The following is a 22,613-nucleotide window of genomic DNA, read 5'->3' on the forward strand; positions in this document are numbered from 1 at the left end:
TACGCCTATTGTTTTATACCCACATGTTGTCGTATACCCATGGGCAAGGAGCAGAAATCGTTCCTTTCAGGTTAGCAACTGGCTTGGATTTCCACCACTTTAATTGCGCCCTTAGCCAGGTTATCGACTAAATTTTTGCCCATGGTGAGAAATCGCTCACCAAATACCCACTGAGGTGAGAGCACGGTTTGCCGTGGTGTTTGCTCTTTTTGGCGTTGGCGCTGGCGCCATGCTAAGGCCAGGTCGCTCCAATCCTCCACGTGCTCAAGCGAAAAGCCGCTTACTGCAAGCAGCTTGTTCAACTCAGCAACGGTGAGCAAGTGAGAGTGTTCCGGAGAGCCCGCCCAGGGAACCGGGTAGTGAAGCTGTGCCACGTTGGGCCCGCTGACCACTTCATGCATCACTACCTGCCCACCAGGGCGAAGAACGCGAAGGCTTTCAGCGATGGCCTTGGCGGCATCGGGCATATTCATCAGGCTGTGCTGAAACAGCACGGCGTCAAAGCTGTTATCGGCAAATGGCAGGGCGCTGGCATTACCGGTTACCCAGGTGAGTGGTGGCGCGGTAGGCTGATTAACCCGCGAGCTTAGTGTCTTATTCAGTGCACTGAAGCCATGCGTGATATCCAGCCCGGTCATCTGAAAGCCCAACGCAGCGCCTTGGCGCATCAAACCGCCCAACCCAGCGCCAATATCCAATACTTTCACATGCGTTGTAGGGTCTAGTCTCTCAAGCAGCCGAATGGATGCCGCCACACCACCAATATGCAGCTGATCCAATGGGGCCAGTTGATGCAGCGTGGGGCCAGCGGGGTAGTGGGCATCTATTTGCGCTAGTACCTCATCAGTGCGCAGGGCGCGCTGATAGTGATTCGCTAAACGCTGGGATGGGAAGTCCATCGTCACTTACGACTCCTGATCCAAACCAAGTTCTTGTATCGAAATTTCGCGCATTTTAAATTTCTGAATCTTGCCGGTAACGGTCATCGGGAATTCGTCAACAAACTTGAAGTAGCGCGGGATTTTAAAGTGAGTGATCTTGCCTTTGCAGTACTCGCGTAGTTCTTCGTCAGTCACATCTTCCGCCGTGCTGTTGAGTTTTACCCAGGCGATCAGCTCTTCACCGTACTTCTTGTCGGGCACGCCGGTGACCTGCACTTCTGAGATCGCCGGGTGGGCGTAGAGAAACTCCTCGATCTCTTTGGGATAGACATTCTCACCGCCGCGAATGACCATATCTTTGATGCGGCCGACGATCTGGATGTAGCCCTCTTTATCCATGGTAGCCAGGTCGCCGGTATGCATCCAGCCCGCTTCGTCGATGGCCTCGGCGGTGGCTTTATCGTTGTTCCAGTACTTCAGCATCACGCTATAGCCGCGCGTACACAGCTCGCCGATTTCGCCACGGGGTAGAATACCGCCGTTGCCGGGGTCGACAATTTTGTTTTCCAGGTGGGGCTGGGTGCGGCCCACCGTAGAAACGCGCTTTTCAATGCTGTCGTTGGCACCCGTTTGGGTCGAGACCGGGCTGGTTTCGGTCATGCCGTAGGCGATCTGCACGCCCTTCATGTTCATCTTGCTAATGACCTGCTTCATTATCTCGGCAGGGCAAATGGAGCCCGCCATAATGCCGGTACGCAGTGATGAAAGGTCGGTGTCGGCAAAGTCAGGATGATCAAGTTCAGCGATAAACATGGTCGGCACGCCGTACAGCGCAGTGGCTTTTTGCTCGTGTACTGCCTTGAGCACTTTGCCTGGGTCAAAGCCCTCATCCGGGTAGATCATCGTCGCGCCGTGGGTCACGCAGCCCAGGTTGCCCATGACCATGCCAAAACAGTGATAAAGCGGCACGGGGATAACCAAGCGATCTTCGCTGGTAAAGCCCATGCTTTCCGCCACAAAAAAGCCGTTGTTGAGAATATTGTGGTGGGAGAGTGTGGCGCCTTTGGGGAAGCCGGTGGTGCCGGAGGTGTACTGAATATTGATCGCGTCATCGAACTGTAGCGTTGCCTGAAGATCGTCCACATCGGTTTGAGTAACTTTGTTAGCCTCGCCCATTAAGTCGGACCAGCGCCACATGCCGCTAAGCTTTTCGTGGCTTAAATTTATAATGCACTCGAGGTCTGGTAGCTTTTGCGACTTCAGCTCACCTTCAGTGCAGGCGTTTAGCTCCGGCGCCAATTCGTACAGCATCGCGGTGTAGTCAGAGTTTTTAAAGCTGTTGGCGGTGACCAAAAAGCGTGCGCTGGATTGATTTAGCGCGTACTCCAGCTCATGAGTACGGTAAGACGGATTAATATTGACCAGAATAGCGCCAATTTTGGCGGTGGCGAACTGGGTTAGCGTCCATTCGCTACAGTTGGGCGCCCAAATGGCCACCCGGTCGCCTTTGTTTACACCGATAGACAGCAGGGAGCGGGCACAGCGGTTAACCTCTTCCTGAAGCTGGCGATAGCTCCAGTGAATATTCTGGTGCAGCACAATCAAGGCGTCGTTATCTGGGAACTCCGCGGCAATTTGGTCAAATTTGTCGCCAATGGTCATCCCCAGCAGCGGTTTGTCCGCCATGCTGCTGGAGTAACTGGGTTGGTTAAGAGCAAGTGATGCCATGTTAGGTCTCTCCGGTATTTTTTTTATCTGAACGGGAAGGCAGAAAATAGTTAGCTGTTTTTATAGGTTTTATTATCATCTATTAGCATTAACGGCTAGCGCCTTTTGCCAGCGCTACTTTGGAACTGGGCTTGCGGCCTAGCTCGCCGGTGATCCAGTAGCCGGTATCAATCACCGCTTGGAGGTCGATGCCCGTTTCAATGCCTAGGCCCTCAAGCAGATAGAGCACGTCTTCAGTGGCCACGTTGCCGGAAGCACCCTTGGCATAGGGGCAGCCGCCCAGGCCCGCCGTCGCCGCATCAATCACGCTAACGCCTTCTTCCATGACGGCGTAAAGGTTCGCCAGCGCCATCCCGTAGGTGTCGTGGAAGTGGGCGGCCAGAAATTCAACAGGCACCTGCTGGCGCGTCGCCTCAATCATACGCTTGGCCGCCAGCGGTGTGCCGACGCCGATGGTATCGCCTAGTGACACTTCGTAGCAGCCCATCTCATAAAGTGCTTTGGCCACGTCGGCCACCTTTTCAGGAGCGATCTCGCCCTCATAAGGACAGCCCAATACGCAGGAGACGTAGCCGCGCACGCGCACGCCCGCATCCCCGGCACGCTTGAGTACAGGCTCGAAGCGTGCCAGTGATTCGGCAATCGAGCAGTTGATGTTCTTTTGCGAGAAGGCTTCTGACGCGGCACCAAACACCGCGACTTCTTCAACACCCACGGTTAGGGCGTTCTCCAGCCCTTTTAGGTTGGGGGTCAGTGCGGAGTAGACAACGCCGGGCTGGCGCTGAATGCCCGCCATCACCTCTACGGCATCGCCCATTTGCGGCACCCACTTAGGTGATACAAAGCTGGCGGCTTCAATATAGCTGATACCCGCTTTGGCCAGCCGCTCAATCAGGGTAATTTTGGTCGCCGTGGGTACTATTCCCCCCGGCTCGTTTTGCAGGCCGTCTCGGGGGGCCATCTCGAACAGCTTTACAGAGGTAGGCAGTGGCATAAGCAGTGACTCCTATTCGTTAGCTGCAAAGTCGAGCAGTACGGCGCCTTGGCTAACGGTGTCGCCGGCCTGGAAGTGGAACGACTCCACGCTGCCATCGGCGGGGGCGGTCATGGTGTGCTCCATTTTCATCGCTTCCATCACCATTAGCGGCATGCCTTTCTCGACGATAACGCCAGGCTCCACCAGAAGCGCCACCACCGTGCCGTTCATGGGAGCCGTCAGGGTGGATTCCGCTTCGTGGTGGCCATGATCGATGGCATCGATGCGCCGCCAGAACAGGCGGGTTTCGCCGCTGGGGTCGGCCATCACCACCACATGGCCATCGCGGCGCGCCTGTAGGCGGCGGCGATGGCCATTCAAGGTAACGGCCACCGCATCGCCAGTAAGCGGCTGTAGGCTAGCGGTAAGGGTTTCATCACCGATAGTCAGGTTCCACAACGCTTCGCCCGCGCTGCGTTTGCCTTCGACGATCACCACCGCCTCGTCACTATCAGCGGCCTTTACATCTGCCGGGTCACAAAGCGCAATACGAATGGTGTGAGGGGCATTTAAGCGGAAGCCGTCGTGGCGGTCCCAGGGAGAATCGCTTTCACACTCCTGGGCTAACTGATTCAGGCCAATCAGCGCCGCACTGGCGTAGGCTTCCCTGCTGTAAGTGCGGGCTGCAAACAGCGTTGCTTCGTTGCGCTCGATAAAGCGGGTATCCAGTTCGACGTTCTTAAAGCCAGGATGAGTCGCCAGGCGCATTAAGAAGGCGCGGTTGGTCACGACACCTTGTACATCCAAGGCCGCCAAGGCACGGTTCAGGGTGGCCAGCGCCGCATCGCGATCGGCGCCGTGAACGATTAGCTTGGCGAGCATGGGGTCGTAGTGCATCGACACCGCGTCGCCGCTCTCTACACCGCTGTCCAAACGAACCTGATCGCCGCTTAGACCCGCGCCCTCTAAATCGAGTGCGAAGCGGGTTAGCAGGCCGGTGGCGGGGAGGAAATCCTGATCCGGGTCTTCGGCATAAATACGCGCTTCAAAACTATGGCCGGTAATCGTCAGCTCATCTTGAGAGCAGGGCAATGGTTCGCCCATGGCGACGCGCAACTGCCACTCGACTAAATCCTGGCCGGTGATCATCTCGGTCACCGGATGCTCGACCTGAAGACGGGTGTTCATCTCCATAAAGTAGAACGAGCCATCAATGTCTAGTAGGAACTCGACGGTGCCCGCGCCTACGTAGCCAATCTCTTGAGCGGCGCGCACCGCGGCATCGCCCATGGCGCTGCGCAGCTCTGCCGTCATGCCCGGGGCGGGGGCTTCTTCGATGACTTTTTGATGGCGGCGCTGAACGCTGCAGTCCCGCTCGAACAGGTAGACGCCGTTGCCGTGACGGTCGCAGAATACCTGCACTTCCACATGGCGCGGCTGTACCAGGTACTTCTCGATCAGCATCCGGTCATCGCCGAAGGCCGCTTTTGACTCACGGCGACAGCCGTCTAATGCGGCTTGAAAACCATCGCCTGATTCGACCACGCGCATACCTTTACCGCCACCACCGGCGCTGGCTTTAAGCATGACCGGGTAGCCAATTTTGTCGGCTTCATCGCGGAGCAGAGCGTCGTCCTGATTATCACCGTGATAGCCAGGTACCAGCGGTACACCGGCATTGGCCATACGCGCTTTGGCGGCAGACTTATCGCCCATGGCAGCAATCGCTGAAGCAGGCGGACCGACAAAGGTAATACCCGCTTCTTCAAGGGCTTTAACAAAGCTACCGTTTTCAGAAAGAAAGCCATAGCCAGGGTGAATAGCGCCGGTGCCGGTGCGCTTGGCGGCGTCGATGACGGCATCAATATTAAGGTAGCTTTCCCGCGCTGCAGCAGGGCCTAAACGCACGGCTTCATCGGCTTCACGAACGTGGCGGGCGCTGGCGTCGGCATCGGAGTAGACCGCCACGGTTTTCAGGCCCATGCAGCGCGCAGTACGCATCACTCGGCAGGCGATTTCGCCGCGGTTGGCCACCAGTAAGGTGTCGAATTTGGTTGGGATAAACGTCATGAGCGTGGCTCCGCAGCGTTATTGTGTTCTTCAGGTGACGTCCAATCCGGGCGACGCTTGTCAAAAAAGCTGGCTAAACCCTCTTGCCCCTCTTGGCTTACCCGCAGCTTGGCGATGACCTGGCAGGTATGTTCGCGGGTGTTGTCACTGTCAGGCGCTTGAGCCACCGTCGCCATCAGCGCTTTGGTAGCGCGCTGGGCCTGGGGTGAGCCTGCTAATAGCGTCGTCAGCATGGTACCCACGGCGCTGTCTAAGGCTTCGTGTTCAACCATCTGATGGGCTAAACCGAGCTGAAGCGCGGTTTCGGCATCCATCACTTCTGCCGTTAACGCATAGCGGCGCATTTGCCGCTCGCCCAGTGCGCGCTGCACGTAGGGGCTGATGACGGCGGGTGAAAGACCAATCTTGACTTCCGAGAGGCAGAACTTAGCTTTCTCTGAAGCAATCACCACATCACAGCAGGCGGCAAGCCCCACCGCGCCACCATAGGCGGCCCCTTGTACCCGACAAAGCGTGGGGCAGGGCAGCGTGTCCAGGCCATGCATCAGCGCGGCGAGCTTGCGGGAATCAGCGAGGTTGTCTTCCAGGTCGTAATCGACCATACGCTTCATCCAGTTTAAATCCGCACCCGCCGAGAAGCTTTTGCCTTCGGAGCCCAGCACCACCACACGCACATCGCCTGCTTCAGCCAACGTATGCAACTGGTCAAGGTGCGCATTTAACTCAGCGATCAGGCTGTCGTCAAAGGCGTTATGCACCTCGGGACGGTTTAAGGTCAGGCGCGCCACGCCGTTTTCGATCATCAGTGTTGAATAAGCCATCGTATTCGCCCCTTACATCCGGAACACGCCGAAGCGTGTCTCTTCGACTTCTGCGTTCATCGCAGCTGCTAATGACAAGCCGAGCACATCGCGGGTTTGCAGCGGGTCAATCACGCCGTCGTCCCACAAGCGGGCACTGGCGTAATAGGGGTGACCTTGATGCTCATACTGCTCACGGGTGGGCTGCTTAAAGGCTTCTTCTTCCTCTTTGCTCCACTCGCGGCCTTCGCGCTCATGCTGCTCGCGCTTAACCTGGGCTAGTACGCCTGCTGCTTGTTCGCCGCCCATCACAGAGATGCGCGCGTTGGGCCACATAAACAGCAGGTTGGGGTCGTAGGCTCGACCACACATACCGTAGTTACCGGCGCCGAAGCTGCCGCCAATCAGTACGGTGTACTTGGGCACTTTGGCGCAGGCCACCGCAGTCACCAGTTTGGCACCGTGCTTGGCAATCCCTTCGTGTTCGTACTTGGAACCGACCATAAAGCCGGTAATGTTCTGCAGGAAGATCAGCGGAATTTTGCGCTGGGCGCATAGCTCAATAAAGTGCGCGCCTTTCACCGCGCTTTCTGAAAACAGCACGCCGTTGTTGGCCACGATGCCCACCGGGTAGCCGTGAATATGGGCAAAGCCGGTGACCAGGGTTTCGCCGTAGTAGCGCTTAAACTCATCAAAGTCGGAGTCATCGACAATACGGCCAATCACTTCGCGCACGTCGTAGGGCTTTTTCAAGTCGGTGCCGACAATGCCGTATAGCTCAGTAGGGTCGAGCTTGGGTGGCTTGGGCACCTGCATAGCGAGTTTGCCGCGCTTTTGCCAGTTCAGCCGCGACACGCAGGCGCGGGCCAGTTGCAGCGCGTGGGCATCGTTTTCCGCGTAGTGGTCGGCGACGCCGCTGACTTTAGCGTGAACGTCTGCGCCGCCTAAATCTTCAGCGCTGATGCTTTCACCGGTGGCGGCTTTTACCAGGGGAGGGCCACCCAGGAAAATCGTGCCCTGCTCTTTAACGATAATCGACTCATCCGCCATGGCAGGTACGTAAGCGCCGCCCGCGGTGCAGGAGCCCATGACCACGGCAATTTGCGGAATGCCCTCGGCGGACATGGTCGCCTGGTTATAGAAGATGCGCCCGAAGTGGTCGCGGTCAGGGAACACTTCATCTTGCCTGGGCAGGAAGGCACCGCCGGAGTCGACTAAATAGATACACGGCAGGCGATGCTTGCGGGCGATCTCCTGGGCGCGAATATGCTTTTTCACCGTCAGCGGAAAGTAAGTGCCGCCTTTTACCGTGGCGTCGTTAGCGACAATCACGCACTCGACGCCGGAAACGCGGCCAATGCCGGTGACTACGCCCGCGGCAGGAATCTCACTGTCGTAAATATGGTGAGCGGCGAGGGCGGAAAATTCTAAAAACGGCGAGCCTTCATCAATCAGGTGATCAATACGGTCACGCACAAACAGTTTGCCGCGGCTTTCATGGCGCTCGCGGGCTTTGCTACCGCCACCCTGGGCCACGGCGGCGGTCAGTTCGCGCAGTTTCTTGACTTCACCCAGCATCGAGGCTTCATTGGCTTGAAACACATCGCTGCGCGGGTTGATCTGGCTATTCACAGTGCTCATGGCGCGGCCTTTTATTTGGTTTCAGTAAACAGTTCGCGGCCAATTAGCATCCGCCGAATCTCGCTGGTGCCCGCGCCGATCTCATACAGCTTGGCGTCGCGCAGCAGTCGCCCGGTGGGATACTCGTTGATATAGCCGTTGCCGCCGAGTAGCTGAATAGAGTCCAGCGCCACTTGGGTCGCCTTTTCAGCACAGTAGAGAATCACCCCCGCGGCGTCTTTACGTGAGGTTTGGCCGCGGTCGCAGGCACCGGCCACCGCGTATAAGTAAGCGCGGCAGGCATTCAAGGTGGTGTACATATCTGCCACCTTGCCCTGCACCAGCTGGAACTCACCAATCGACTGGTTGAACTGCTTACGCTCGTGGATATAGGGCATCACCACGTCCATGGCGGCCTGCATAATGCCAATCGGGCCAGCGGCGAGTACGGTGCGCTCGTAATCCAAGCCGCTCATCAGCACGCGAACGCCTTTGCCTTCGCCGCCGAGGATATTTTCAGCGGGTACGGCGCAGTCCTGAAACACTAGCTCGCAGGTGTTGGAGCCGCGCATGCCCAGCTTGTCGAGTTTTTGAGCGGTCGAGAAACCGGGCATACCTTTTTCGATAATAAACGCAGTGATGCCTTTGGAGCCGGCTTCGGGATCGGTCTTGGCGTACACCACCAATACATCCGCATCGGGGCCGTTGGTGATCCACATCTTGTTGCCGTTAAGGATGTAGTGGTCGCCATTCTGCTTGGCACGCAGCTGCATCGATACTACGTCCGAGCCTGCGCCGGGTTCCGACATGGCCAAAGCGCCCACGTGGTCGCCGCTGATCAGTTTGGGGAGATATTTGGCTTTTTGTTCGGGGGAGGCGTTGATCTTGATCTGGTTAACACACAGGTTGGAGTGGGCGCCGTAAGAGAGCGCCACCGAGGCGCTGGCGCGCGAGATCTCTTCCATGGCGATACAGTGGGCAAGATAGCCCATGCCACTGCCGCCATCCTCTTCAGATACTGTGATGCCCAGTAACCCCATATCGCCAAACTTCTTCCACAGATCGTTGGGGAATTCGTTGTTGCGATCGATTTCGGCCGCACGGGGAGCAATCTCGCTGGCGGCAAAGGCGTTGACCTGCTCGCGCAGCATGTTCAGTTCGTCATCAAGACCGAAGTTGAGTTCTGAGTAGTGTGAAAACATGGTCAATCACCTGTTGTTAATTGTACTGGCTAATGATGTTGGCTGAGCTGTGTCGGCAAGTTGAGCTGGCGGCACGGATAACCAAGCGCCGAATCAGTGCATCGTGGAGGAGGAGGGAGCCGTGGCTTCGCCGCTTGAACCCGCACGCTCCTCTTCATGCTTTTTTTCGTTTGGTTCTTTTTCGAATAACTCTTCAAGTGCCTGGCGGCAGCGTATTTCAGCGCTCTCTAGCTCTAACTGCACCATGGTAATGTCTTTCATTTGCTGGTCGAGGGCAGCGCGTCGTTCACCAATTTTGCTAAGCATTAAGTGCAACTGCTTTTTACTGCCGCTGCGGGTTTCGTCCCAAAGCTCGAACAGTTCGCGAATTTCGGCCAGAGAAAACCCCAGCCGTTTACCTCGAATGGTCAGCTTGAGGCGTACCCGATCTTTGCTGCTATAGATGCGGGTCTGCCCCCGACGGCTGGGGTGAAGTAACTCCTGGTCTTCGTAAAAACGGATACTGCGGGTAGTTAAATCAAACTCGCTGGCCAGCTCGCTAATCGAGTAAGTTCTGCTCATGGCGACGTTCTCTCAAAAAAGCATTGTTGTTAAGAATTATTCCTAAGATCCGTTTCTAAGAGCTAGTCCCAAGAGCTAGCCTTAAGAGCTATTCCTAAGAATCATTCTTACGGTATGCCTTCTATGGAACACTGCCACTGAGGCTAAAACAGGTTTACGTTAACGTAAAGTGATAGTTGCTAACAGTTGAAATGCGTTGAATAGCTATAAGTGGTTGATAATTATGTTTTGAAATCACTTATTAATTCATGAAAATATGCTTAATAGACCAAAGTTGTAATTGTATTACTATAGCGAGAGTTGCTAGTTTGCGCGTACACCTTACGTTCAGGTAAGGAAGGGCAGGCGCTTATGCTTGTACCGCCTTAGCTATAAAGCGTTCAGCGCAACAATAATTCAGCGCAACAACAATAAGAGGCTTGCCGCTTTATGAGTGCAAACGATGTCCTCCAAGGACCTGTCCTCGAAACTCGAGGGCTGACCAAAGAGTTTCGCGGCTTTACCGCCGTGGATGATGTCAATCTACAGGTGCAAGAAGGGCATATTCACGCGCTAATTGGCCCTAACGGTGCTGGAAAGACCACTGTCTTTAACTTGTTGACCAAATTTTTGCCGCCTACCCATGGCGATATTTTGTACCGCGGCAAATCGATCACCAGTAAAAAATCCAACGAAATAGCCCAGCTAGGGTTAGTGCGCTCATTTCAGATTTCAGCGGTGTTTGCCCATATGACCGCGCTGGAAAACGTGCGGGTGGCGCTGCAGCGTAAGTTGGGTACCTCGTTTCATTTCTGGAAATCCGAGAAATCGCTCGATCACTTAAATGAGCGTGCCCTTGAGTTGCTTGAAGAAGTGGGGCTGCGCGAGTATGCCGATACCCTAACGGTTGAAATGCCCTATGGTCGCAAGCGCGCGCTTGAGCTAGCCACCACGCTAGCGCTTGACCCCACCATGATGCTGCTCGATGAGCCGACCCAGGGTATGGGCGCGGAAGATGTAGATCGTATCGTGGCGTTGATCAAGCGCGTCTCTCAAGGGCGCACCGTATTGATGGTCGAACATAACTTAAGCGTGGTTAGTCGCTTATGTGATCGGATTACCGTGCTGGCACGAGGCGCGGTATTGGCTGAGGGCGATTATGACAGCGTTTCCCGCAATCCGTTGGTGCGTGAAGCCTATATGGGCAGTGACGCTGCTGAAGAGGATGGCACTGGAAAAGAGGAAGCTGCCGTATGAGCATCGCTGAAGCGCAAGCACCTATCGAGAACAATCAAAGCCTGGAAATGCTGCGGGTGCAGGATCTGCACGCCTTTTATGGCGAGTCGCACATCCTGCACGGCGTCAATTTTGATGTGAAACGCGGCGAGCTGGTCACGTTGTTAGGGCGCAACGGCGCCGGACGGAGCACTACGCTGAAATCAATTATGAATATGGTGGGGCGGCGCACTGGCTCGATTGTGATTAATGGCAATGAAACGCTGGATATGAAACCACACCATATTCCACGCTTAGGGATTGGCTACTGCCCAGAAGAACGTGGCATTTTTGCAAGCCTTGATGTGCACGAAAACCTACTGCTTCCGCCCACGGTGCGTTCAGGCGGTATGAGTCTCGATGAAATTTACGCCATGTTTCCTAACCTCTATGAGCGGCGTCGAAGCCAAGGCACACGGCTCTCCGGTGGTGAGCAACAGATGCTGGCCATGGCGCGCATTTTGCGCACCGGGGCGCGCATGCTGCTACTCGATGAAATCACCGAAGGGCTGGCGCCGGTTATCGTGCAGAAGCTGGCCGAAGTGCTAGTGAAACTAAAGGAGCGCGGTATGACCATTGTGCTGGTGGAGCAGAATTTCCGCTTTGCGGCACCGCTGGCAGATCGTCACTTTGTGATGGACCACGGTCAGATTGTCGAAGAAATCAGCGCCGCGCAGCTACCATCGCGTCGGGAACATCTCAATTCAATGCTAGGGGTATAACGCATCAAAACAGCACATTAGCGCCACTTAGCTCTGAACTATCTTTCGCTGCGCTATGCATAGAAGTCGTATCACAACAGTTCAATAACTAAACAATAGCCGCACAACAACTGTTCAAAAAACTGCACAAAAACTGTACAAAAACAACGGGGCCCTTAGGGCCAGGAGTCGAATATGACCTTTATGAAAAAAACGCTCACCGCTAGCATTGCCGTTGCGGCCGCTGCTAGCTTTGCTATTTCCACCGCCCAGGCGGATATGAGCGATGGTGAAATCCGTATTGGCTACTTGGCCGATATGTCCGGCACTTATCGGGACCTGTCTGGCCCGGGCGGCCTAACCGCCATGGAGATGGCGGTGGCCGACTTTGGCGGCAGCGTCAACGGCTCGCCCATTGTTATTTCCAGTGCTGACGACCGTAACAGCGCTGACGTAGGCGCGAACACCGTACGTGGCTGGATCGATCAGGATAACGTCGATATGGTCGGCGGCTTAGTGGCGTCTTCTGTGTCCATTGCGGTAACAAAGGTGCTGGAAGAGAACAACGGGCTGGGTATCGTCTCTGGCTCGGCGGCTTCGAGTGTTACCAATGAACACTGCACGCCTAACCATATCCACTGGGTATACGACACCTATCCGCTGGCTAACGGTACCGCTAAAGCGGTGGTCGAGCAGGGCGGCGACAGCTGGTTTATGCTCACCGCCGACTACGCCTTCGGCCATGCACTGGAAGCCGATGTAACCAAAGTAGTCGAAGAGAGCGGCGGTGAAATTATCGGCGGCGTTCGTCATCCCTTCCCGACTAACGACTTCTCTTCGTACATTCTTCAGGCCCAAGGCTCCGGCGCGAAAATTGTTGGCTTGGCGAACGCCGGCGCCGATACCGTTAACGCCATCACCACGGCCAGTCAGTTTGGCCTGACCCAATCCGGACAGCAGCTTGCAGGCCTACTAATTTTCTTGAATGACGTCCACGCCCTTGGCCTGGAAGCCACTCAGAATCTGTTGCTGACTACCGGTTGGTACTGGGATATGGATGAGCAGTCCCGCGAATGGTCCCAGCGCTATTTCGATGAAGTAGGCCGCATGCCGACCATGGTTCAAGCGGGTATCTACTCCAGTACCATGCACTACCTGAAAGCCGTTGAAGCGGCGGGCACCGATGACCCGGAGACCGTGCGCGCGCAAATGGCCGAGATGCCGATTGACGACTTCTTTGCCCGCAACGGTAGCATTCGTGAAGATGGGCGCATGATTCACGATATGTACCTGGCCCAGGTGAAAACGCCAGAAGAGTCCACCGGTGAGTGGGATCTTTACGAAATCCTCAGCACTATTCCCGCCGCAGAAGCCTACCGCCCGCTGTCTGAAAGCCAGTGCAAGCTAGTACAAAACTAGGCCGAGCCACTGAAAGTGATGTGTAGTACCGGCTGGCGGCAAGTTGCCGCCAGCTGCTTGACGGCGAGGAGAGTCGCGTTATGACGATGATATTCGGCGTGCCATTGGCCGTCTTCATGGGGCAGCTAACGCTGGGCCTTGTGAATGGTGCCTTTTACGCACTGCTTAGCCTGGGCCTGGCGGTCATCTTCGGCCTGTTGAAGATCGTCAACTTCGCCCACGGGGCGCAATACATGCTGGGGGCCTTCGCCGCGCTGTTAGGCTTTCGTTATCTGGGTATTAATTACTGGCTGGCGCTATTTTTAGTGCCGTTAGTGGTCGGTGCTTTTGGGGTGTTGCTGGAACGCTTTTTGCTCCGCCGTATCGCCCATCTGGACCACCTTTATGGGTTACTGCTGACCTTTGGTTTAGCACTGATTTTTGAAGGTACGCTGGTCAACTTCTTTGGTGTTTCTGGTGCGCGTTATGCCACGCCGGAAATTTTTCAGGGTGGTTTGAACCTGGGCTTTATGTTCCTGCCCACTTACCGCGCTTGGGTACTGGTGGCGGCACTGGCAATGTGCCTTTTTACCTGGTTTATGATCGAGCGCACGCGATTGGGGGCTTACTTGCGCGCGGGTACTGAAAACTCGCAGCTAATGCAGGCGTTTGGGGTCAATGTGCCGCTGTTGATCACGCTTACCTATGGCTTTGGCGTTGGCTTGGCCGCGTTTGCCGGCGTGTTGGCTGCGCCGCTCTATCCGGTATCACCCACCATGGGCTCCAGTCTACTTATTGTGGTGTTTGCGGTGGTGGTGATTGGCGGTATGGGCTCGATTTTAGGTGCCATTATTACCGGTCTCGCCATGGGTGTCATCGAAGGCCTGACCAAGGTGTACTACCCAGAGGCCTCTAATACGGTGATCTTTTTCGTCATGATCCTTGTGCTCATGTTGCGCCCAGTTGGGCTGTTCGGTAAGGAGGCATAAGCATGGCAGAATCGCAATTAATGACGGCCCCATCCGCCGTACTGAAACGCCAAAAACGAGCGAAGTTTCGACGCAATATGTTTTACCTGGCGTTAATTGTGGTGGGGCTGATAGCGCCATTTTTGGCTTACCCCGTGTTCTTGATGAAAGTGCTCTGTTTTGCCCTATTCGCCTGCGCCTTCAACCTTTTGCTTGGCTATGCGGGGCTGCTCTCTTTCGGGCATGCGGCGTTCTTGGCCACCGGCGGCTACGTCACCGGCTATCTGCTGGCGAGCTATCCAGGCTTAACACCAGAGTTAGGTATTATCGCCGGTACGCTGCTGGCCACGTTGCTTGGTGTGGTCTTCGGGGTGCTCTCCATTCGTCGCCAGGGTATCTACTTTGCCATGGTGACCTTGGCGATCGCCCAATTGGTGTACTTCATGTTTGTTCAGGCACCGTTTACTGGTGGTGAAGATGGCTTGCACGGCGTGCTTCGTGGCGAGCTGTTTGGGTTCATCAGCCTGAGCAGCAATCTAGCGATGTACTACTTTGTCTTCGCGATATTCATCTTTGGCTTCGCGTTGGTTCAGCGCACGGTGCACTCGCCGTTTGGCCAGGTGTTAAAAGCGATTCGCGAAAACGAGCCCCGCGCGGTGTCGCTGGGCTACAACGCCGATGCTTACAAGCTGGTGGCATTCGTCATCTCCGCAGGCTTAGCAGGGCTGGCCGGTTCCACCAAAACGGTGGTATTCCAGCTGGCTTCGCTGACCGATGCGCACTGGCATATGTCCGGTGAGGTGATTTTGATGACGCTGCTGGGCGGCGTGGGTACTTTGCTGGGCCCCTTAATGGGCGCAGGCATTGTGGTCAGCCTGCAACATATTCTGGCGCAATCGCCCTTGGGCAATTGGGTGAGCGTGATTCTGGGGATTATCTTTGTGGTCTGTGTGCTCAGCTTCCGCAGCGGGATTATCGGTGAGCTGGATAAAATGTACCGCAAAAACTTTAAGTAGCACTGAAAATAATAGCTCATTTCCCCGTACTCATTAACCTCTAACGTTGGGCGCCGCTTGGCGCCTTTTTTTATCTTTTCATTTCAGTCTTACGCCTAAGGTCGCAGGTGCTAGGTTGTTGCTTGTGGCTAGCTAAAAATATAAGTTAACGTAAACGTCAAGTATAACGACAACAGCCAGTGCGCACGCGCATTAGCGGAGATACGCCATGAATTTTGAGCTCAATGAAGACCAGGTTGCCTTTGCCGATATGGCCCGGGCGTTCGCCCAAAATGAGCTAGAACCCCACGCCGCCGAGTGGGATCAAACCTCGTTCTTCCCCGTCGAGGTAATTCGCAAAGCGGGTGAGCTGGGCTTTTGCTCCCTCTATGCGCCGGAAAGCGTGGGCGGGTTAGGGCTTTCGCGCTTGGACGCCAGTATCATTTTCGAGCAGCTTTCTATGGGCTGTACCTCAACCACCGCCTATCTGACTATTCACAATATGGTCACCTGGATGCTGGCGGATTTCGGTACGCCGGAAGCGGTCGCGCAGTGGGGTGAAAAACTCGCCACGGGCGAGCTGCTGGGCTCTTACTGTTTAACCGAGCCCAATTCAGGCTCAGATGCCGCATCACTGAAAACCACTGCAAAGCGTGACGGTGACGATTACCTGATCAACGGCAGCAAGATGTTTATTTCCGGCGCCGGTAGCACCGATTTTCTTGTGGTGATGGCGCGTTCGGGTGGCGAAGGCGCCAGCGGGGTCTCGGCGTTTGCGGTAGATGCCAAAGCCGACGGTATCAGCTACGGGCGCAAAGAAGAGAAGATGGGTTGGAACAGCCAGCCAACCCGCATGATCACCTTTGAAGACGTGCGTGTACCCGCCAACCACCTGCTCGGCAATGAAGGCGATGGGTTCAAAATCGCCATGAAGGGCCTCGACGGTGGGCGAATCAATATTGCTACCTGCTCGATAGGTACCGCCCAGCAGGCAATTAACAAAGCACGGGAATATATGCTGGAGCGCAAACAGTTCGGTAAGCACTTGGCCGAGTTCCAGGCGCTGCAGTTCCGCTTAGCCGATATGGTCACCGAGCTGGTCGCCGCGCGCCAGTTAGTGCGTATGGCCGCCACCAAGCTAGATGCAGGCCACGCCGATGCTCCGACCTACTGTGCCATGGCCAAACGCTTTGCCACCGACGTGGGCTTCAAAGTGTGCGATGAGGCGCTGCAACTTTATGGCGGCAACGGCTACATCAAGGAGTACCCCATGGAGCGCTACGTGCGCGATACCCGGGTGCATCGAATTCTCGAAGGTACCAACGAAATCATGCGACTGATTATCTCCCGCCGGGTGCTGGCAGACGGCGCCACCGAGCTGTAAGAGGATAAGGAAAGCCAATGAGCAGCGTACTGTTTACCGAACACCCCACCGATGACGGCCACGTGATCGGTGAAGTTAAGCTAAATGCCGAGCGCTCGCTAAATGCGTTAACGCTTGAAATGATTGAACTGATGCTGCCGCGCTTAAAAGAGTGGGCTATCGACGAACGGGTGGTGGCGATACTGCTGGATAGCGCCGGCGAGAAAGCGTTTTGTGCCGGTGGCGATGTCGTCAATCTGTATAAAACAATCAGCGGCGAGGGCGATCCCAGCTTCCCAGAGCGTTTTTTTGAGACCGAGTATCGGCTCGACTTTCTACTCCACACTTACCCCAAGCCGGTGATTTGCTGGGGTAATGGCATTGTGATGGGTGGCGGCATGGGGCTATTAAGTGCCAGCAGCCATCGTGTTGTGACCGAAACCTCGCGCCTGGCAATGCCAGAGGTCACTATCGGCCTCTACCCGGATGTTGGCGCCAGTTGGTTTTTGAACCGACTGCCTAATGGCGCAGGGCGCTTTTTGGCCATGACCGGTTGTCAGGTCAATGCACCGGATGCGGTACATCTGGGTTTGGCCGATCGCTGCATTGCCAGCCACCACCGTGATGCTCTAGTGCAGCAATTAACCAAGGCAGGCTGGGGGAAAGGCGAGAATACCGACGCCAACGGTGTGGTTAACCGCATCATGCGTGAACTTGAGCAAACGTCACAACCGGTGTTCGCCGAATTAGCAGCGCCTGTTTATGAGCACTCTGCGCTGATTCGCGAGTTGATGGATCACGACAGTGTAGAGCAAGTCGTCGCGGTTATTGCGGCGGTCAAAAGTGACAATAAATGGTTTAACAAAGCGCAGAAAACGCTGGCCCACGGCAGCCCGGTATCGGTTAAATTGATTGATGAGCAGCTAAAGCGCGCCAAGCATATGTCGTTGGCAGAAGTGTTCCAATCCGAGATGGCGCTTTCGGTACAGTGCTGCCGCCACCGCGAGTTTCCTGAAGGTGTGCGCGCATTGTTGGTCGATAAAGACGGCCAACCGGCGTGGACCTACCCGGATGTGGCCTCGGTCGAGCAAGGCTTTATCGATGAGCTATTAGCTTCGCCGTGGGATAAGAATCCTCTCTCAGACCTTAAACAACATTTGTAAATATAATAAGGACAACACCAATGACAACTGTCGCATTTATCGGTTTAGGCAATATGGGTGGCCCGATGGCGGCCAACCTAGCAAAAGTAGGCTTCAACGTACGCGCTTTTGATCTTTCTGAAGACGCACTGGAGACCGCCAAATCCAACGGCTGTGAAGTGGCTTTTTCAGCGCAAGAAGCCGCCACCGGCGCAGATTTCGTGATCTCCATGCTGCCCGCTGGCAAGCACGTACGCGGGCTGTATGCAGAGGGCGACACGCCGCTGTTTGAGGTCATCAAACAGAGCGCACTGGTGATCGACTGCTCCACCATCGATGCCGACACCGCCCGTAGCGTTGCCGCTGAAGGCGAGAAGCTGGGTATCGGCTTTGTCGATGCGCCGGTTTCCGGTGGGGTGGGCGGCGCCCAGGCGGGCACGCTGACCTTTATCGTCGGCGGCTCTGATGCTCAGTTCGAACAGGCCAAACAGGTGCTGGACGTGATGGGCAAAAACATCTTCCACGCCGGTGACCATGGCGCAGGGCAGGTGGCCAAAGTGTGTAACAACATGCTGCTGTCGATCTTAATGGCAGGCACCTGCGAAGCGATCAACCTGGGGGTCAAGAACGGTCTCGACCCTGCGGTACTTTCAGAAATCATGAAGCAGAGCTCCGGCGGCAACTGGGCGCTAAATGTTTACAACCCCTATCCAGGCGTGATGGAAAACGCACCCGCTTCCAAAAATTATCAAGGCGGCTTCCAAGTCGATCTGATGATCAAAGACCTGGGGCTCGCCATGGATGTCAGCCAGCAAAGCGCCTCTGCCGTGCCCATGGGCTCCGCCGCCCGCTCACTGTTCACCCTGCATAAAGCCAACGGCAACGGTAAACTCGACTTCTCAAGCCTGATGCAGTTTTATCAGGATAAAGAGGGTGAATCGTGAGGGGTAAATGGTAAATGGTAAATGGTAAATGGAGAGGGGTGAATAGGTTTTGTAGCGCGTGGTAACGAGTAGCGAGCGCAGCGAGAAACGAGGCACCCGCGAAAGGGCGGCGAAGCCGCCCCTGAATCGCCACCATGTCCACCCCTAACTTGCCACCCAACCCCGCGAGAGGCAAACTCAACGTCCTCTCTATGCGCAAATAAAAGGACTACCATGATCACGCTTTGGGGCCGCAACAACTCTACCAATGTCAAAAAAGTGCTCTGGGTGTTAGAAGAGCTGGAGCTGCCTTTTGAGCAGATCCAAGCGGGTCTTGAGCATGGGGTAAATAACACCCCGGAATATTTGGCCATGAACCCCATGGGCTTGGTGCCGCTACTCAAAGATGACGCCACCCATAGCGTGCTGTGGGAATCCAATACGATTATCCGCTACCTTGCTGCGCAGTATGGCCCAAGCAAGCTGTGGATTGATGCCCCCGCCGAACGGGCGCAGGCAGAAAAGTGGATGGATTGGTCGAGTACCACGCTGTCACCCAGGCACCGCAAGATACTAATGGGCTATGTAAGAACCTCGCCTGAAAAACGCGATGATGCCGCCATTGAAGCAGCGGTTAATGAGAGCGAAGCGCTATTTGCAATAATGGATAACGCCCTGGCAAAGCAGGCCTGGTTCTCCGGTGACGACTTTGGTCTCGGCGATATCGCCATCGCGCCCTTTGTTTACAACATGCTCAACAGCGGCCTAGCTTGGCAACCTCACCCCAACTTGGAGCGCTGGTATCAACAGCTCACCGAACTGCCCAGCTTCCAAAAAGTCGTAATGATTCCCGTTACTTAATTACTGATTGTCGGTGAAAAACTTCAGAAACCGCGTACTCAGCATTGGTTTTAGACGCGGTTTTATGTAGCGTGTGGTAACGAGTAGCGAGCGAAGCTGCCTCTGAAGGTGGCTAAAAAGTCGCCTCCAACGCAGCTAACTCACTATTCAGCTCTTGCAACACCTCACACCTCAAACCATGCCGCTGGGCACTCACAATCAACGGCCCCAAAATCGCCCCACGCTCGGTAAGCCGTTTAGCCTCTATGTCCTGCAACATCGAGGCCTTATTGTTCGCGGTGTTTTCCACCACTTGCCACACCAGCGCTAACCACGCTTCCTCACCCTGGCCGTTATTGGGTGGCTGAATGCCTTCGGCAAACATAATCGATGCAACTTCTTTCACTACGGCCACCACACGGCCTGAATAGTCCTCACCGCGTAATTCTCCGTTACGCACGCCATGTAGCGCCACCAGCGGGTTAATTGCCGCATTCACCGCCAGCTTTTGCCACAACCGCTGGCGAATATCATCCACTGTCGTGGCGGCAAGTCCCGCCTGCGATAATGCCTGCGCAAGATCCTTGGCCAAGGCACTGTGCTGGTTTTTCAAATCGCCAACAAAGGTATGCCCGCGACCCGCATGCACCATGCCATCATCACCGGTTAGGTAAGCGCCTTCAGTAGTGGTCGCGCAAAGCACCGGCCCCGGCCACATTTGGATAATACGCGGCTGAGCCAAAAAACCGTTCTGCCAAAGCACCAGCGGGGTAGAAGGGGGAATAACACTGGTAAGGCTTTCAAGCGCGGACTCAGCGGCCATCGCTTTAGTGGTGATATGCACAAAGGCGGGTGATTCATGCGTTTCAGAAGCCAACTGAGCAACAGTAAGAATGTTGAGAAGCTGCAAGCGCTGCTCGCCTTCCGGGATAGTCAGCACCTGACGTTCAGGCAGCACTCGGCGGCCAATCAGCGCGGTAGCCGCAAAAGGTGAAAGCGAATGGGCCAATAGGCGGCCAATGGCCCCAGGGCCGATAATCCAATGGGTAGTCATTTTGTAGGTGCTCATCAGCGGCGTTACGCCCAAGCTTACCTTGTTCGAGGCAAGGGGATGAAGCAGCACTAAGGACGGGACTAGTTTCTAGTGACGGCAGCAAGCATAATCTGCTAGCTTGGAAGCTAAGCAGATTTTGAACATTGAGCGTTGTTTGGGTGGCGTAAGTGCTGACTATTGCTATTAAGAGGCGCTGTCGACTCAAAGCGGGCATTTTGGAGAATGCAGCAGGCGCGCAAACTTTTGATAGGTAGCCTAGTTTAAATTATAAATTATTTAATATCAATAGCTTAGTGTTGTTTTTTTAGGCTGCATTTGTCGAATAAATGCTTAACTGTTATGCAGTCATTTCCAGGTCATGTTGACATGTGTCACGTGACACAACACACTCTTCCTCATGATCAAATCCTTCGCTGACAAACGAACCCAAGAACTCTACTCCAAGGGCAAGTCAAAGAAATTTCCTGCGGATGTTGCACCGAGAGCCGCTAGAAAACTTGAATACGTGGATCTGGCCGTACAGCTTGAGGATTTGAAAGTGCCGCCCGGCAATCGCCTTCAGCCACTGTCCGGAAACAGGCAGGGGCAGCACGCAATTTCAATCAATGAGCAGTGGTGTATCTGTTTTCGTTTTGAAGACGGCGATGCGTATGAAGTCGAAGTGTGTGACTACCACTGAGTGAGGTGATGACTATGGCTATTCTTAATACTGACGGTATGCAGCGCAAACCGACTCATCCTGGCGAAATGCTGAGGGAAGATTTTCTTCCGGACTATGGCCTTACGGTTTCGGGGTTGGCTGAATCTCTGGGCGTCTCTCGTCAGTCAGTTAATGAATTACTGCGCGAGCGTCGTGCTGTCAGCCCTGAAATGGCGCTCCGGCTTGCCCGTTTGTTCGGTAACTCTCCGGAATTCTGGCTGAATGCGCAGCGATCAGTCGATCTTTGGACGGCGGCTCAGTCGGTCAAGGAAGAAGTCAATCGGATCAAGCCGTTACATGCTGCATAACCAAGCCATGCACCGGATGCCAGAACCTCTGCTTCGCGCCGGTTTAGTCACCGGTGATGGCCAGCGTTAAAGAGCTACATCACTGATACCTAAATGACCGCTCTTGGCCGATTACGACAGTCCCGCCTAGACCGACGTTTGAGCACATCCAACTTCCGCTTGCTCTGCCATTTCCAAAGCATTATCTACTTCTATCCCAAGATCCGCTGAGAAGCTTAGCAAGCTGTAGCTGACCACGGATGGCCCAAATGTCTTTCAGCCTCAGAGGAGCCTTCTGGCTAACCAGCCTGCATAGGCGGATAGATGATCGCGTACAGCAGATCGTCGGGTGCACCCATGTTGGTAATATCTACTTCAACCGTTTCTGCCACACCGCTTAAGAGGCGCAGCACGAATCGCCGAACGGAAAGGCCGTGAACGCCAAGGCATTCCAGTCGGCCTTCGTCGGACTAGACGCGCGAAGCGGGGCAGCGCCTATCAATCGTATCGACGTGCCGCTCAAGGCCCCTAAAATTAGGGAGCGATGCGGGTACTGGCGTCGGTAAAGCCGATCAGCGAAATATCTATGTCCATGCGGTCACCGCGTGGATCAATCATGCTGAGGATTGCCGTATTGCCACTGCGGAGTTGCTGCAACATTGACGGTTCAATGGGGGCGTCAGCACGGCACCCTTGTTCCTGGCAGACCTGATAGGGGAACCGGATTGGCTCGCCGTTATCCACACTCAATTGCAAGCCCGCGGCCAGACGTACCCCCAGCGGCACGAAGAAGCTCATCACCGGGTCATCGATCTGGGGCGTATAGTCGAGAATTACCTGCATCAAGGGTTGGTCGCTGTCAGGTTGCGTGATCAATTGCGACATCGCACAAGGGGGCGGGCCCTCGGCATTACGCTGGCAACGGACTTCCCAGTCCTGAAATGACTCGGTGGTGACATCATTACCGGAAGCAGTCCCCGGTTGTTGTTGGCTGAAGGCGCTGGGAGGCAACACCAAGATAGATAATAGCCCCATCCTGCATAGGTTTTGAGTGAGATAGTGCGGCATTGGCGTAGCCTCCTGTTGGTTCGTTGATGGTGGATAATCATATTCACCATGCTTGCTTGTTCTCCTGAGGTCGAGCCCCATG

At 55.2% G+C, this 22,613-nt stretch carries 21 protein-coding genes; 11 read left to right on the top strand and 10 right to left on the bottom strand.

The genetic code is table 11. The annotated features are described in order from the left end of the window. Positions 1-71: 71 nt before the first annotated feature. The 8 genes from ACQE2I_RS07625 to ACQE2I_RS07660 all read right to left on the bottom strand — a co-directional run bounded on the left by ACQE2I_RS07625 (position 72) and on the right by ACQE2I_RS07660 (position 9,838). Positions 72-899, bottom strand: coding sequence for a class I SAM-dependent methyltransferase (locus tag ACQE2I_RS07625; protein ID WP_427031407.1), 828 nt, complete (start codon positions 897-899; stop codon positions 72-74). A 6-nt stretch (positions 900-905) separates the two neighbouring features. Further along, positions 906-2,609: an AMP-binding protein gene (locus tag ACQE2I_RS07630; RefSeq protein ID WP_427030976.1), complete on the bottom strand. Its 1,704-nt coding sequence runs from the start codon at positions 2,607-2,609 to the stop codon at positions 906-908. A gap of 88 nt (positions 2,610-2,697) precedes the next feature. Continuing rightward, the gene (locus ACQE2I_RS07635; protein WP_427030977.1) at positions 2,698-3,603 is read right to left on the bottom strand and encodes a hydroxymethylglutaryl-CoA lyase; all 906 of its coding nucleotides are present in this window, start codon (positions 3,601-3,603) and stop codon (positions 2,698-2,700) included. A gap of 12 nt (positions 3,604-3,615) precedes the next feature. Then, positions 3,616-5,655 (bottom strand): acetyl/propionyl/methylcrotonyl-CoA carboxylase subunit alpha, encoded by a 2,040-nt coding sequence (locus tag ACQE2I_RS07640; protein WP_427030978.1) that lies wholly within the window; start codon positions 5,653-5,655, stop codon positions 3,616-3,618. After that, positions 5,652-6,476 (bottom strand): enoyl-CoA hydratase/isomerase family protein, encoded by an 825-nt coding sequence (locus ACQE2I_RS07645; protein ID WP_427030979.1) that lies wholly within the window; start codon positions 6,474-6,476, stop codon positions 5,652-5,654. Before ACQE2I_RS07645 ends, ACQE2I_RS07640 begins: the two co-directional genes overlap by 4 nt. A 12-nt stretch (positions 6,477-6,488) precedes the next feature. After that, on the bottom strand, positions 6,489-8,096 hold the full coding sequence (locus ACQE2I_RS07650; RefSeq protein WP_427030981.1) for a carboxyl transferase domain-containing protein: 1,608 nt from the start codon (positions 8,094-8,096) through the stop codon (positions 6,489-6,491). Positions 8,097-8,107: 11 nt separating this feature from the next. Beyond that, positions 8,108-9,277, bottom strand: a complete 1,170-nt coding sequence (locus ACQE2I_RS07655) for an isovaleryl-CoA dehydrogenase (RefSeq protein ID WP_427030982.1) — start codon at positions 9,275-9,277, stop codon at positions 8,108-8,110. A 93-nt stretch (positions 9,278-9,370) separates the two neighbouring features. Then, the gene (locus ACQE2I_RS07660) at positions 9,371-9,838 is read right to left on the bottom strand and encodes a MerR family transcriptional regulator (protein ID WP_427030984.1); all 468 of its coding nucleotides are present in this window, start codon (positions 9,836-9,838) and stop codon (positions 9,371-9,373) included. 429 nt (positions 9,839-10,267) lie between these two features. On the opposite strand from ACQE2I_RS07660, the gene ACQE2I_RS07665 reads away from it, so the two are divergent. The 9 genes from ACQE2I_RS07665 (at position 10,268) to ACQE2I_RS07705 (ending at position 19,443) form a co-directional block, all read left to right on the top strand. Then, positions 10,268-11,074: an ABC transporter ATP-binding protein gene (locus ACQE2I_RS07665; RefSeq protein WP_427030985.1), complete on the top strand. Its 807-nt coding sequence runs from the start codon at positions 10,268-10,270 to the stop codon at positions 11,072-11,074. Continuing rightward, positions 11,071-11,814: an ABC transporter ATP-binding protein gene (locus tag ACQE2I_RS07670; RefSeq protein ID WP_427030986.1), complete on the top strand. Its 744-nt coding sequence runs from the start codon at positions 11,071-11,073 to the stop codon at positions 11,812-11,814. The genes ACQE2I_RS07665 and ACQE2I_RS07670 overlap by 4 nt, the downstream gene beginning before the upstream one ends. 174 nt (positions 11,815-11,988) lie before the next feature. Then, on the top strand, positions 11,989-13,212 hold the full coding sequence (locus ACQE2I_RS07675; RefSeq protein WP_427030988.1) for an ABC transporter substrate-binding protein: 1,224 nt from the start codon (positions 11,989-11,991) through the stop codon (positions 13,210-13,212). Positions 13,213-13,292: 80 nt separating this feature from the next. After that, positions 13,293-14,180, top strand: coding sequence for a branched-chain amino acid ABC transporter permease (locus ACQE2I_RS07680; RefSeq protein ID WP_427030991.1), 888 nt, complete (start codon positions 13,293-13,295; stop codon positions 14,178-14,180). A gap of 2 nt (positions 14,181-14,182) precedes the next feature. Further along, on the top strand, positions 14,183-15,175 hold the full coding sequence (locus ACQE2I_RS07685) for a branched-chain amino acid ABC transporter permease (RefSeq protein ID WP_427030992.1): 993 nt from the start codon (positions 14,183-14,185) through the stop codon (positions 15,173-15,175). Between the two features lie 208 nt (positions 15,176-15,383). Continuing rightward, positions 15,384-16,538 carry an acyl-CoA dehydrogenase family protein gene (locus tag ACQE2I_RS07690; RefSeq protein WP_427030994.1) on the top strand — a complete coding sequence of 385 codons (1,155 nt, stop codon included), beginning with the start codon at positions 15,384-15,386 and terminating at the stop codon, positions 16,536-16,538. Between the two features lie 17 nt (positions 16,539-16,555). Continuing rightward, positions 16,556-17,680, top strand: a complete 1,125-nt coding sequence (locus ACQE2I_RS07695; protein ID WP_427030995.1) for an enoyl-CoA hydratase/isomerase family protein — start codon at positions 16,556-16,558, stop codon at positions 17,678-17,680. 20 nt (positions 17,681-17,700) lie between these two features. Further along, complete coding sequence (gene mmsB / locus ACQE2I_RS07700) at positions 17,701-18,603, top strand: 3-hydroxyisobutyrate dehydrogenase (protein WP_427030996.1); 903 nt, start codon at positions 17,701-17,703, stop codon at positions 18,601-18,603. A 213-nt stretch (positions 18,604-18,816) separates the two neighbouring features. Beyond that, entirely contained in the window at positions 18,817-19,443 is a 627-nt protein-coding gene (locus ACQE2I_RS07705; protein WP_427030997.1) for a glutathione S-transferase family protein, read from the top strand. A gap of 112 nt (positions 19,444-19,555) precedes the next feature. Here the strand turns inward: ACQE2I_RS07705 and ACQE2I_RS07710 are convergent, their stop codons facing one another. Further along, positions 19,556-20,476 (bottom strand): ketopantoate reductase family protein, encoded by a 921-nt coding sequence (locus tag ACQE2I_RS07710; RefSeq protein WP_427031409.1) that lies wholly within the window; start codon positions 20,474-20,476, stop codon positions 19,556-19,558. A 397-nt stretch (positions 20,477-20,873) separates the two neighbouring features. On the opposite strand from ACQE2I_RS07710, the gene ACQE2I_RS07715 reads away from it, so the two are divergent. Then, positions 20,874-21,155, top strand: a complete 282-nt coding sequence (locus ACQE2I_RS07715; RefSeq protein WP_427030998.1) for a type II toxin-antitoxin system RelE/ParE family toxin — start codon at positions 20,874-20,876, stop codon at positions 21,153-21,155. A gap of 14 nt (positions 21,156-21,169) precedes the next feature. Beyond that, positions 21,170-21,484 (top strand): HigA family addiction module antitoxin, encoded by a 315-nt coding sequence (locus tag ACQE2I_RS07720; RefSeq protein ID WP_427030999.1) that lies wholly within the window; start codon positions 21,170-21,172, stop codon positions 21,482-21,484. Between the two features lie 513 nt (positions 21,485-21,997). Here ACQE2I_RS07720 and ACQE2I_RS07725 read toward each other — a convergent pair. Further along, complete coding sequence (locus ACQE2I_RS07725; RefSeq protein ID WP_427031000.1) at positions 21,998-22,531, bottom strand: invasion associated locus B family protein; 534 nt, start codon at positions 22,529-22,531, stop codon at positions 21,998-22,000. Between the last annotated feature and the right edge of the window lie 82 nt (positions 22,532-22,613).

Origin of the sequence: Halomonas sp. H2 (genome assembly GCF_050215315.1) — a bacterium.
Classification (GTDB): Bacteria; Pseudomonadota; Gammaproteobacteria; order Pseudomonadales; family Halomonadaceae; genus Vreelandella.